Source organism: Vibrio profundi, assembly GCF_043642225.1.
Taxonomy (GTDB): Bacteria; Pseudomonadota; Gammaproteobacteria; order Enterobacterales; family Vibrionaceae; genus Vibrio; species Vibrio profundi_A.
The window spans coordinates 314914-328195 of the sequence record NZ_JBHZSF010000004.1 but is presented as its reverse complement, the minus strand read 5'-3'; the positions used below and the strand labels follow the sequence as shown (position 1 = coordinate 328195).

The following is a 13282-nucleotide window of genomic DNA, read 5'->3' as shown; positions in this document are numbered from 1 at the left end:
CCAGCTGTAGCAAGAGGAGCATCGGTTTCATCCATTGCGACATCAGCGCTGCTGACAATCGCCGCATCGTTAGTACCGTTGATGGTGATTTTCACGGTACTCGGCGTACCATCCACCGAGGTCACGTTGTAGGTTTCGGTGACGCTGTCGCCGACATTGAGTTCGTCAAAGGCGCTGTTGGCTAAGAAGGTCCAATTACCATCTTCGTCCATGTCGAACGTACCAATCGCGCCAACTGTGTTAACGGCCACAAACTTGTTGTCGTCGTTATCGACATCGCTCGAAGTTAAGGTACCGCCAGTCGCGAGTGGCGCATCGGTTTCATCCATCGCCACATCGGCGCTGCTGACAATCGCCGCATCGTTAGTGCCATTGATGGTGATTTTCACGGTACTTGGCGTGCCATCGACCGAGGTGACGTTGTAAGTTTCGGTGACGCTGTCGCCGACATTGAGTTCGTCAAAGGCGCTGTTGGCTAAGAAGGTCCAATTACCGTCTTCGTCCATATCGAACGTACCAATTGCCCCGACAGTGTTGACTGCGACAAACTTGTTATCATCGTTATCCACATCGCTGGAGGTTAAGGTACCGCCAGTCGCGAGCGGTGCATCGGTTTCATCCATCGCCACATCGGCGCTGCTGACAATCGCCGCATCGTTGGTGCCGTTGATGGTGATTTTCACGGTGCTTGGCGTGCCGTCAATCGAGGTCACGTTGTAAGTTTCGGTGACGCTGTCGCCAACATTGAGTTCGTCAAAGGCGCTGTTGGCTAAGAAGGTCCAATTACCGTCTTCGTCCATATCGAACGTACCAATCGCGCCGACTGTGTTAACGGCCACAAACTTGTTGTCGTCGTTATCGACATCGCTCGAAGTCAAGGTACCACCAGTCGCCAGTGGCGCATCGGTTTCATCCATCGCCACATCGGCGCTGCTGACGATCGCCGCATCGTTAGTACCGTTGATGGTGATTTTCACGGTACTTGGCGTGCCGTCAACTGAGGTCACGTTGTAAGTTTCGGTGACGCTGTCGCCAACATTGAGTTCGTCAAAGGCGCTGTTGGCTAAGAAGGTCCAATTACCGTCTTCGTCCATATCGAACGTACCAATCGCTCCGACTGTGTTAACGGCCACAAACTTGTTGTCGTCGTTATCGACATCGCTCGAAGTTAAGGTACCGCCAGTCGCGAGTGGTGCGTCGGTTTCATCCATCGCCACATCGGCGCTGCTGACAATCGCCGCATCGTTGGTGCCATTGATGGTGATTTTCACGGTGCTTGGCGTACCGTCGACCGAAGTCACGTTGTAAGTTTCGGTGACGCTGTCGCCAACATTGAGTTCGTCAAAGGCGCTGTTGGCTAAGAAGGTCCAATTACCGTCTTCGTCCATGTCGAACGTACCAATTGTTCCAACAGTATTCACGGCAATAAATGTATTATCGGGATTATCGACATCTGTTGCAGTCAGCGTTCCAGCTGTAGCAAGAGGAGCATCGTCTTCTACCAGTGGGATATCGTCTGCGCTCACTATAGCAGCGTCATTCGTACCATTAATATTTACAGTCAGAACTTGCTCAGTATCGTCTGTCGTAATGACAGTGATTGTATCAGTGTTTGTTTCACCTGCAGCCAACTCATCAAATGAATCGTTCGCAGTAAAAGTCCAGTTACCATCCTCATCAATGGAGAAAGTACCAAAACCATTGTCTCCAGGGGCATCCACAATTGGCACAAACGTAACGGTCTCATCGTCAGTTGTTACCGTTCCACCGGTTACGATTGCCACATCAGTTTCATCTTCGTTAACTATGGTGACACCGCTAATAAGCGCTTGAGCGATAATCTCAGTCAGCGCTAAACTTTGAGTCTCTGACAATCCTTGGGACTCTAGACCTGAAGTATCAAATTCCGTAGAGGCTTGAGTCTCTGAACCTGTTCTTTCAATATCTCCAGAACCAGTGAGACTCGACCCATTTTGTCCTCCGGCGGCGGTAGCGAATTCATCCCCTTGCTGTGTCGGATCCACCCCTTGTTCTATTTGCTGAACAATTTGACCGATGACATCATCAAGAGCAATATCGGTGGCTTGTAGCTGCTCATCGACTAGTTGAGCTGATATATCAGTTTCACCTGCCGCTCCTTCTCCCAAATCGACTATGAGATCACCTGGCCCGGGTTGCTCACCAGGCTCTAAACGCCTCATTTGCCCCTGAGTATCCAAAACCACTACACCACTCGCCAAAGCATGAATTGTTAGATTTGCGAACTTCATAATCCTATCCCTATAGCCACAGCGACAACCCCTATGTCAACCCGTAGACATAGCCCTGCCTACATTTGTCGCATCCTATAAATCTAGCCCAACACTATTGATAATCAACTCACTATCAATATAAAAATCAATTTTAAAATCAAATTGTCAATCAATATAATGATTTAATGTTAATTAATTGGTGGCTGTTCTCATTTTTAGTTTCATGAACTAAGCTTCGATTAATAAAACTCTACTTAGCATTTCATCAATAAAGGTTATTTAAGAGAAACGCCTATAGAGTAGAAGGAGTATTACTTTGAAATTATTCAAATTAACGTGGATAGGGTGTGTGGTGGCTCTAGCTAATCCAGTGTCTGCTCAAACGTTAGAGCAATCAGTGGCAATCACGTTAGCAACGAACCCACAAATAAAAAGCATCTTTAATGAGTTTGTAAGCAGCAAAAAGCAAAATGAAGCAGCTTCTGGGGCATATCGACCAAGCATTGATCTCGATGCAGGCATTGGTTATGAAGGAATTCGCCCCGTTCCCGTCAACGGGCCAGATACTGACTTAACCAGAAAGGAAGCGTCTGTGACACTGACCCAACTATTATGGGATGGCTCTGCGACCCTTAATGATATGGATAGAACTGCGGCAGATGCTGAGTCGGTCAGATTACAATTGATTGCCGACGCTGAAGATACCGCTTTGGAAGTGACACAAATCTATTTAGATGCGGTCAAAGCCTCAGAAGTACTCGCACTTTCTGAAAGCAACCTTTCTGTTCACAAGCGTATCTTTAAAGATATACAGCGACGTGCTGAATCAGGCTTAGGCTCAACCGCCGACCTTTCACAGGTAGAAGCCCGAATCGCCAAAGCCCATGGTAATTTACTTGCCGCGCAAAATAACTTGGTCGATACGCACACTCAATTTAGACGCATGGTGGGGCAGGAACCTCTCGGGTTAATCTACCCTAGAGCTGACATTTCTAAGCTTCCCCTTTCTCTGACCGATGCCGTTATCTACGCATTTGATAATCACCCAGTGATCAAAATTGCAGCAACCGATGTTGATGCCGCACATTATCAATACAAACAATCGAAAGGCGTGAATTACCCGACCTTTTCAATTGAAGCCTCACAAACTTGGCGCGATGATGCCGCGGGTGACGAAGGCTCTAGCCAAGAAACCTTAGCCATGCTTCGTATGCGTTACAACCTCTACAACGGTGGTTCTGATAATGCTCGAAGTGAAAGTGCAGCTTATCAGCTAAACAAAGCAAAAGATTTACGTGATGACGCCTACCGTCAAGTTGAGGAAAGTTTAAGACTTTCTTGGAGCGCATTAGATCTAACGCTTCAACAAAAGAACTTTCTCGCCGATCACGTCGATTCAGCAGCCGAAACGGTGATTGCCTATGAGAAACAATATCGAATTGGCCAACGAACACTACTGGATCTCTTGAATACAGAAAATGAGTTATTCGAAGCAAGAAAAGACTATTTAGATGCCCACTACTCCGAGCAATATGCCAAGTATCGTGTGCTCAATGCCACTGGTAGTTTGCTTGATGCTCTATTGGTTGACCTTCCCGAAGAATGGGTTCAAAGAGTGGAGTACTAAACATGAAATATTTGATGATAGCATTGGTTTACCTCTCACTACCGTTCTCGACTTTGACGTGGGGGTACACCGAAGAACCATATATAGAAACGCCAACAGCTAACCAGATATCCGATCTCACCGACGATGATGGCGACGGGGTTGTCAATGCAAGAGACATTTGCCCGGGCACACCTTCGAGCTCTCAGGTCGACAACGACGGCTGTGGAGAGTTACTGCGTTCAGAAGAAGTTAAGCAACTCAAAATCTTATTTGCTCATGACTCTTATGAAATCAACCCTATCTTTGCAGATCAAATTCAAACCATGTCTGAATTCCTCAAAACATACACGTCTGCATCAATCGAAATACAGGGTTACGCCAGTAAGATCGGGACTCCAGAATATAATTTAGACCTTTCGAAGAAAAGAGCGCACACCGTTGAAGATAGACTACTTTCTTACGACATCTCACCCAATCGAGTAAGAGTGATTGGCTACGGTGAAAATAGATTAGAAGACGAGGGTGATGATGATATTGCTCATGCCGTAAACCGCAAAGTAACAGCGACAGTCGTAGGCTTAAAAGAAGAAGTTCTTGAAGAGTGGACCATTTTCACCACACTTGAAAAATAGAACGCAATTAAAAAGGCCTCACGATTTTCGTGAGGCCTTTTTCTATCTTTTAGAGATAACTAACTTAGCTAGACTTCTTTGGTAATGAGATATGAAGTAACACATAACCAATGATTGCTGCCGTCGTTGACCCCATCAAAATGCCTAATCGAGCGAATGTGTCGAACTCAGCATTTGCAGAACCGAAAGCTAACGACGAGATAAAGATCGACATCGTAAAGCCAATACCACAGAGCACTGATACCGCGAAGATGTGAACAAAGTTAATCCCTTCAGGAAGCTTTGCTATACCCATTTTCACTGCTGCCCAGCTAAAGCTGAAGATACCAAGTGGCTTACCAACCAGAAGACCTAATGCAATACCAAGAGGCAGCATATCTGTCAGGCTTGATAATGAAATGCCTTCTAGTGAAATACCTGCGTTAGCGAATGCGAAGATAGGTAAAATCGCAAAGGCTACGTATGGGTGCAGTGCGTGCTCTAGGTGCTTGAGCGGAGAATGCTCGCCCTCTTTTCCTTTCAGTGGAATCGCAAAGCCCAGTACTACGCCAGCTAAGGTTGCATGTACACCTGATTTCAATACTGCAAACCATAAGATCACACCAGCAACGATATACACGCTCAGCTTAGTCACCTTTTTGGCATTCAACATGAATAGTACACCAGTCATAATAAAACCGACGGTCAATGCCATAGTTGATAGATCACCTGAGTAGAACAGAGCGATGATAACCACCACGCCTAAGTCATCGATGATCGCCAAAGCCAAAAGGAAAACTTTTAGGCTAACAGGAACGCGAGGACCTAATAGCGCCATAATACCTAACGCGAAAGCAATATCAGTTGCAGCCGGGATAGCCCAGCCTTGAATTGCCTCAGGATTGTCCATGTTAAAGAACACATAGACTAGCGCCGGAGCTAACATACCACCTACCGCTGCAATAGCAGGGAAGATAGCGGTTTCTTTAGATTTTAACGCGCCTTCTAACAGCTCGCGTTTTACTTCTAGGCCAATAAGCAAGAAGAAGATTACCATCAGACCATCATTGATCCAGTGGGAGATGGACATACCTGCAACATAGGTATGTAGAGTATCCTGATAAATTCCGTTTAGCGGAGAGTTTGCAACAGTCATGGCAATTGCAGCTGCGATTACTAGAATAATCCCGCCTGCAGATTCCATTTTAAAGAAGTCACGAATGACATCGTTCATGATTTCGCCCTTATATTTATTATTTAAATAAACGAACAACAAAGAATAGGTTTGAGTGTATAGGTAACCAAATCTAAGCAGTAATCACTTCTTTGGATGTTTAACTTCGGTTTTTCCTACAAATACTAAACAATACGACGTATATTCCATTAGTCAACTAGGTACTTTTCTTAATTATAGAAGATATCTTCAAATCTCATATGTTTATGTTTTGAAATGATTAAATTCTATAGATATAAAAAAAGCCTCATAAAGAGGCTTTCATCAAATCAATAACCGGTGAGCTGCATAAAACCTTTGGCTTCATGGCTTCCACTCGCCAAAATCGGCCCTTCCCAATACGGAATCACAAACGGCAACCACATATCCCGGCGTACAATACGCGTGGTCAGGTTAATATCGTGCTCTTTCACGTTGATGATCCATTGCAATGGCAACCTACGTCCGTTCATCAAAGTAGAGTTTTGTAGTGGTTTGATTTCAATGTCTTTTTCGGTCAGCTGGATAACTTTACCAGAACGAGTCGCCAAGGTTCCAAACACATATGGGAGCTGCTGATTATGGCGATAACGGTTAACGCTCAATGACTGTCCATCATCAAGATTAAAGACAAACCAGTCCCAACCTTGCTGCCCTTCACCTAATAGCCCGCTTCCCCACTCTTTATGTAACCAAGCATTACCAGAGACCTTAACTTTCAGGCCGTTAAGGTCTAGGGACCCACTTACAGCTAGAAATGGCGCACTGAAATTATAAGATGCCACCGGTAATAGGTCGTGTTTTTGCTGGTAGCCATTTTCTCCATTGAGTACATACGGCCCTTTCGCGATCGTATTTAGAGAAACACCAAAAGTATCTGTTACGGCTTTAAGTTGACCAGGGAACGGAGTGCTGCTTAAAGAGCGCCAACTCCAGTTATCGATCCAAATACGGAACGGGCGATTGCTCATTCCTGCTTGACCAATACCTCCTCGAGCTAGGCGTTGCTCTTTCCAGACGCCTCGCTTAGAACTGATCACAATGTTAGCGATATACAATTGAGGGCTTTGCCACCCAGTAGTCTCGCGTTCATCGGTCGCTATTCTAAAAAAGCTCCATTGGATTGAGAACTTTTCTCCAGACTCGCTCTGTACCGAAGCAAAGTAGTGCCACCATTCATGCTGAAAGTCCGGGTGAAATTGAAAGTCATTCGGCAGGGAAATATTTTTGTCAGGCAAAACCGGCTCAAACACCTTCTTATTTTCACTTACCAAGATCGAGTTAACTTCGTTAACCCCTTTTCCACCAGCAGAAGACAAAAATGAATAATAGAAGCCTACTGCAACCAACGCGATAAGTAGCCCGAATGCAACCAATGAAGAAACTAAACCAAAAAATGAACGCTTAGACATTTACAACGCATCCCTTAATGATTTCATAGGGGTATTACGCACCATACGTAACACGGGTAGTGCTCCTGCCAGCATTAGTGCAAACATCGCCCAACTGAACGTTACTAAGTAGTCCCATGGAATCACTTGAAGCCCTAAAGACCAACCGAAAGACTGTTTAATGACGATATCAACGATCAAACTTGCTAACGCCAAACCAAGTGGCACAGCAATCAAGGACGAAATAAGGCCGAAAACAAACAACTGCAGGCTACCCATCAAGATAAGCTCTTTACCAGACATCCCTAAGCAGCGAAGTAAGGATATATGCCGTTGACGCGACACCTCCCCGGCTACCGTTGCGAAGAAAATACCAAAGACTGCGATGACAAGTGTGATATTCCCAAGTGTGTCGGCAATCGCGAATGTTCGATCAAACACACGCATCGCTTGGCTGTGGATATTGTTGTTATCAAAAATACGTTCAGAGTTAAGTCTAAAGACCGTTTCTAAGCGTTGTCGAAGCCCTTGTGGGTTGACATTGTCTTCCAGTAATACGCCTAACCCCACATTTCCAGTGCCCGCAAAGCCGTAAAGCCAATTACGATGTGACATCATCACTTGGTGATAAGGGTTACCATAGTCGTAGTACACCCCTACAACTTGCCAGCCACTCCCAAGAGAGTCATACAAATCGATGTAGTCTCCCGGACGAATACCAAGCTTGAGCGACATTGATTCACTTATCATCACTCCTTTCGAGTGATGTAAATGATACCAATAGTTTGGAATACCTAATTTAATGGTTAAAGCATCTAACTCCCCTTCAGAAGCCCCCGTGCTCACGATCTGAATGTTCCCTTTTGGTGTCGGGATATCTTTTTCCCAACGCCACCATACAGAATCGACTTCAGGCTGCTCAGATAGCCAGTTGCTCATGCGCGCTGCCGCATTATTGGTTGGGTAGATATATAGATCCGCTGCAAGCCTTTGAGTTAACCATTTATCCGTAGTATCTCTGAAACTACCGACCATAGTTTCAACACCGATATTCGCAGTTAACGCCAACATAAAGGCCATAGTTGCAACGCCGCGATAGCTCATACTCGCCGCCGCGTCCGCAAAGAACCAACGAGCGCGAACCCATTTCAACGAGTAGGACAAACTATTGAAAAGCTTCCACATAATGAAAGGCGTAAACAAAGCAACGCTAATCAGCATTAATGCGATAATGACAAACCCAGATTCTTGAGTTTGAGGAGCTTGGTACACAGCTACTGCCGCCACACAGAATGCACAGCCAATCAAAGCCTGCCATGTAAACTCTGTACCAGCGAAACGAACAAGTGATAAGCGGGACGTTAAACGAATTGGCTGAGATTTAAGAAGTCTTATCAAAGGCCAAGCACAAGCAATGAATGCCCCCATTACAGCCATAACAAAGCTATAACCGGACCACTTCCAACTCCATTGGATTGAAAGGCCAACATTCGCATCGTACAAATCACCTAAACTAGCCGATACCGCTGGCAACAGTTGGTTCGCCAACAACAAACCGAATACATTTCCACACAACCAACTGATGAATACCAATAGGAATAGTTCTAAACACAAGGCTTTGGCTAATTGCCATCCAGACACACCGGTTTGTCGCAATATTCCAACCAACGGCTGTCTTTGGATGAAAGACAACGACATCGCTTGATAAAAGATAAACAAGCCAACGACAAAAGAAAGCATCCCCATTGCACTTAGATTTAAGTGGAATGCACTCGTCAAAGACTCCAGCTCCGCTTTAGAACTGCGTGAAATCGTCATTCCATTGGGTAATAACTTCTTCAAGCGCTCAAATTTTTCCGGAGGCATATCAGCACAGGCGATAACTGATAAGCCAGAGCTGCGTTTCAGCATCCTTAGCAAAGAAATATCCGCCATAAGACGCGTGCCGTTAATCACTCCCTTTTCATCAACTAAAATGGGGCCGAGTTGGCTTCCATCCGCTAACGGAATGTAATCACCACTGCTCCATTCCATATGTTTGGAAAGGTCTTGGCTAACTAGAATAGGATAAGGAGGACGCATCAAACCAAGAGTCGTCAGCTCTTTTAGCGCGACGGCGGGCTGAAGTTGCAGCATCGCAACTGGATCGAGCCCAACAAGCATTAAATTATCGCCTTCATTGGTAATCACTCGGTGATTATCAAACGGCGCACATTGCTGAAAGCCTTCGCGTCTTAATTGAATGTAAAAGCCCTGCGGGATTTTATTGGCGTTATGTTTAGGTCTAATTCTGTAAGGCAAAGGGTTGGAGAAAAGTCGCTCTCCATTGGTATAACTTTGCTTAGCATGCTGATTAATAGCGGTGACACCAACCAAAAGAGAAACGCCGAGTGTTAATCCAAGCCAGACTAAGATTATTTGAAGAGGGTAACGGCGGTAATGACCTAGTAGTGCTTTAACTACGGGCCATAACATGTAGTTGCCCTCCTTGCAGGCGAATACGACCATCCATGTGCAGCGCAACTTTTTCACTGTGCGTAACTAATAACAAGGTACACTCAAGTTCTCTTGCCAACGAAGTAAGCAAACGCATCACTGCCTCTGCATTACGCTCATCTAAACTACCCGTAGGTTCATCAGCCAGTAGTACCTTAGGCTCCATATATAAGGCACGGGCAATAGCGGCACGTTGCTGCTGCCCCCCTGACACTTCCTCAGGGTAGCGGCCAAGTAATGGCATTAAGTCGAGAGCCGAAAGGATTTGTCTCCATAGGCCTTTATCTTCAGGCAGCCCTTTTAATTGGCGACAAAAACGAATGTTGTCAGCAATATTTAAGGTAGGAAGAAGGTTAAACTGCTGGAAGATATGACCGATATTATTACGACGATAAGCAGTACGTTTGAACTCTGTCGAATTATGCATATCAAAATTCGGGAAGGATATCTCTCCTGAATCAGCAAGGTCTAAACCAGCGATTAAATTGAGCAATGTACTCTTGCCAGAGCCGCTTTCACCCATTAACGCTAACTGATCACCTTGGTTTAATGTTAACTCTGCTCCCTGTAAAACAGGGTGGAACTCTCCCCCATCTACATAGCCTTTACAAAGGTCAGAAAGCTTTAACATTAAACGACTCACGAAAGTTAGAATTTGGAATGAGAATCTACACTAATTCACTGTTAGTAGGAAGCATTTTGAAATATAGATCACAGCATGTGAATAAAGTTGCACCGTAAATACGTTTTATGTCTAACTTTCGATCAAGTTGTTGATCCATTTTTTGCTCTTCATTCTGTAAAGGGAACCACCCCATTTCACCGCTTCTTCAGTCAAAAACAGAAGATATATCCATTCAGGCTCCCAGCCTAAATAAATTGCCGCGAATGCTGCTAACGGAATACCGATAAGCCATTGAGCAATAAGGTCTTGATAGAGGCAGAACTTAACATCTCCACCAGCTCGTAATACACCGACTATCACCATCATAGGGATGGATCTAAGTACGATTCCAACACTTAGTACCAAAATAAACTTTTCTGAAAGCGCTCTAGTCTCTTCACTTAACGCACTAAAAGAGTTGAGGATTGGAACTTGTACGAAATAGAGGGCAATCGCAACCACGATTCCAACGAATACATTGATAAATGTTATGCCAATTGCTTGGTAGTACACTGCTTCTGTTTGCTTAGCCCCTATCTGGTTGCCCACGAGTACAGCTGCGGCATTAGATAGCCCAATAAGCAGTGCTAAAGAGATAGATTCTACTGGCGTCATCACCGACAGCGCCGCTAAGCCTTGAACACCGGATTGCCCCATGATCGCATGATAAGCAAATAACCCCCCAGCCCATGCGAGAAAGTTAAACGTTGTTGGCATAGATAGCTTTAAGAAACGACTGATTTTATCAACAGATGCAGCTGCTCTTATATCTGACAAGCCAAACGCCAATAAGTGCTTTCTTAAATAAAGGTACCCAAACAGCGTCACCACTTCGATAGTACCGCTAAGTACCGTCGCGATTGCAGCACCTTTTATCCCTAACTCTGGGGCGCCTAGGTTACCGAATATCAAAACCCAATTTAAGAAGATGTTAGAAAGGATGCCTATTCCACTGAAGAACGTACTGACCCCAGGCTTATGCATTGCTCTAAGGCCAACCGCCATGCTACTTACGCATGAAACAGCAAACATGCTGAGCGATGTGATAACGATGTATTCAACACCTAACGCAACCACTTCCTGAGAATCAGTAGTCAGCGACATTATCTGAGTGGGAAACAAAATAAAAAACACCACCGTTAAAGCAGCAAAAAACATCGAGATCAACCAAGTCAATGCCGTGCTTTCTCTGACACCTTGCCTGTCTGCTGCCCCCCAAAACTGCGCAGTAAGTAATGCTCCTCCCGTCGTCACTCCAACCAGCATAATTGTTGTAACAAACATCGCTCGACTGGCAACACCAACCGCTGCAATTTCAGCTTCCCCTAGCTGGCCGAGCATCAGCACATCCACCAATCCTCGACTAGAAAACATAATGCTTTGCAATGTAATTGGTAAAGCAATAGCGATCAGACGGCGTATGAAATCGCCTCTGGTGTGATGCAGAACATTAGAAAGCAGCATTCTCATATCACCTCTTTGGAAGACATTGATGAATAAAGGAAAATTACGCGCTATTATATCAAGGGTTTAGTTTTTAACCATCTTCAATAAAGGAGCCTAGATGAAAAAAGTTCTGGTTTTAGGTGCTTCTGGCTATGTAGGTTCCCAGCTGCTTCCCCTGCTATTAGAGCAAGGTTATCAAGTAACCGCAGCTGCGAGACACATCGACTATCTAAAAGCTCGAACACCATCTCATCCAAACCTAACCGTCACCTACCTCGACCTTGCAGATAAAAGAAAAACGGAACAAATCGTCCCTGAGTTTGAGCTGATTTTTTTTCTTGTTCACGGTATGGCTCATGGGCATGACTTTATTGACTACGAACTCGAGCTGGCAAACAACTTTGCGGATTCATTAACCGAAAACAACAAACACGTTATATACCTTAGCTCCCTTCAGCCACCTTATGGTTCATCCAAGCACCTGGAGGCGCGTAAACGGACCGGAGAAATTCTACGAGCCAGCTCAGTGCCGATTACAGAGCTCAGAGCCGGAGTCATCATTGGCCCTGGCTCCGCTGCCTTCGAAATCATGCGAGACTTTGTTTATAACCTGCCAATTATGATCGCCCCTAAATGGGTGGACTCCAAAGCCAACCCCATCGCGTTAGAAAACCTTAATCATTACCTGCTTTGTCTTGCTCAAGAGAAGGTTGAAACTAGCCAAGTTTATGAGGTTGGAGGGCCGGAAACGTTAAGCTACCGACAACAGTTTGAACACATCGCCACAGTAGCAAACCAGCCACTTCGTTTGTGGGCTACTTCCTTATTGACTCCCGCGACGGCTTCATACTGGCTAGGCATTGTGACTTCCGTGCCTTCTAGTATTGGGAGAGCCTTGCTTTCTGGGTTAGCGCACGATTTCATTGCCGATTCACAATCAATTCAACAACGCTTTCCTCAGCCATTAATTTCTTACGAAAAAATGGTCAAACAAGCGATTCAAGCAGAAGGGACTTTTGTTAAAAGTAATATCTGGGGTTTTGATACAGCCGCGTTTAAACGATGGCAGCCGGGCTTCGGCTATTACCCGAAACATACTGGGGCTAGCATAGAAAGCTCCCTTACCCAAGAGCAGCTATGGCAAGTGGTTAAACAAATTGGTAGCCCTGATAAAGGTTACTTCTTTGCGAATATGCTATGGCGTACCCGGGAATGGCTCGATTTTTTCGTAGGCGCAGGTGTGCCGGTAAGACGCACTCCGGAAAATGAAACATTAAAAGTCGGTGATTACATCGATTCTTGGAAAGTGATCCGCTGTGAGCCAACTCGCTTCCTATCACTGCTCTTCGGCATGAAAGGGCCCGGGCTTGGTCGCCTTGAATTCACCATTACAGACAAAGGTGATGTGCGAGAATTGAACGTTACGGCTTGGTGGCATCCAAAAGGATTTTCAGGATTACTGTACTGGTTTGCAATGATGCCAGCGCACCTTTTTATTTTTAAAGGGATGGTAAAAGCCATTGTCAAAGAGGCAAAAAAACAAACACCTAGTTAGCAAAAAGGCTGCTCTGATAACCATCAGAACAGCCTTTAAATCTAT

9 protein-coding genes are annotated in these 13282 nt (G+C 45.2%); 3 read left to right on the top strand and 6 right to left on the bottom strand.

The annotated features are described in order from the left end of the window. A partial coding sequence (locus ACHUFI_RS09835; protein WP_394248614.1) for a VCBS domain-containing protein occupies positions 1–2270 on the bottom strand: 2270 nt, incomplete at its 3' end. Positions 2271–2568: 298 nt separating this feature from the next. On the opposite strand from ACHUFI_RS09835, the gene ACHUFI_RS09830 reads away from it, so the two are divergent. Both ACHUFI_RS09830 and ACHUFI_RS09825 read left to right on the top strand, forming a co-directional pair. After that, complete coding sequence (locus tag ACHUFI_RS09830; RefSeq protein ID WP_394248612.1) at positions 2569–3879, top strand: TolC family outer membrane protein; 1311 nt, start codon at positions 2569–2571, stop codon at positions 3877–3879. 14 nt (positions 3880–3893) lie between these two features. Continuing rightward, positions 3894–4493, top strand: coding sequence for an OmpA family protein (locus ACHUFI_RS09825; protein ID WP_394248642.1), 600 nt, complete (start codon positions 3894–3896; stop codon positions 4491–4493). Positions 4494–4557: 64 nt separating this feature from the next. Here the strand turns inward: ACHUFI_RS09825 and nhaA are convergent, their stop codons facing one another. The 5 genes from nhaA to ACHUFI_RS09800 all read right to left on the bottom strand — a co-directional run bounded on the left by nhaA (position 4558) and on the right by ACHUFI_RS09800 (position 11700). Then, positions 4558–5706, bottom strand: coding sequence for a Na+/H+ antiporter NhaA (nhaA, locus tag ACHUFI_RS09820; RefSeq protein ID WP_394248610.1), 1149 nt, complete (start codon positions 5704–5706; stop codon positions 4558–4560). A gap of 269 nt (positions 5707–5975) precedes the next feature. Then, a complete protein-coding gene (locus ACHUFI_RS09815; RefSeq protein WP_394248608.1) occupies positions 5976–7097 on the bottom strand; it encodes a lipocalin-like domain-containing protein in 1122 nt (373 codons plus the stop codon). Beyond that, positions 7098–9551, bottom strand: coding sequence for an ABC transporter permease (locus tag ACHUFI_RS09810; protein ID WP_394248606.1), 2454 nt, complete (start codon positions 9549–9551; stop codon positions 7098–7100). It lies immediately after the preceding gene. After that, positions 9532–10203, bottom strand: coding sequence for an ABC transporter ATP-binding protein (locus tag ACHUFI_RS09805; protein WP_394248604.1), 672 nt, complete (start codon positions 10201–10203; stop codon positions 9532–9534). The genes ACHUFI_RS09810 and ACHUFI_RS09805 overlap by 20 nt, the downstream gene beginning before the upstream one ends. Before the next feature lie 123 nt (positions 10204–10326). Further along, positions 10327–11700, bottom strand: a complete 1374-nt coding sequence (locus ACHUFI_RS09800; RefSeq protein ID WP_394248640.1) for an MATE family efflux transporter — start codon at positions 11698–11700, stop codon at positions 10327–10329. 100 nt (positions 11701–11800) lie between these two features. On the opposite strand from ACHUFI_RS09800, the gene ACHUFI_RS09795 reads away from it, so the two are divergent. Further along, positions 11801–13237: a DUF2867 domain-containing protein gene (locus ACHUFI_RS09795; protein ID WP_394248602.1), complete on the top strand. Its 1437-nt coding sequence runs from the start codon at positions 11801–11803 to the stop codon at positions 13235–13237. The last annotated feature ends 45 nt before the right edge of the window (positions 13238–13282 follow it).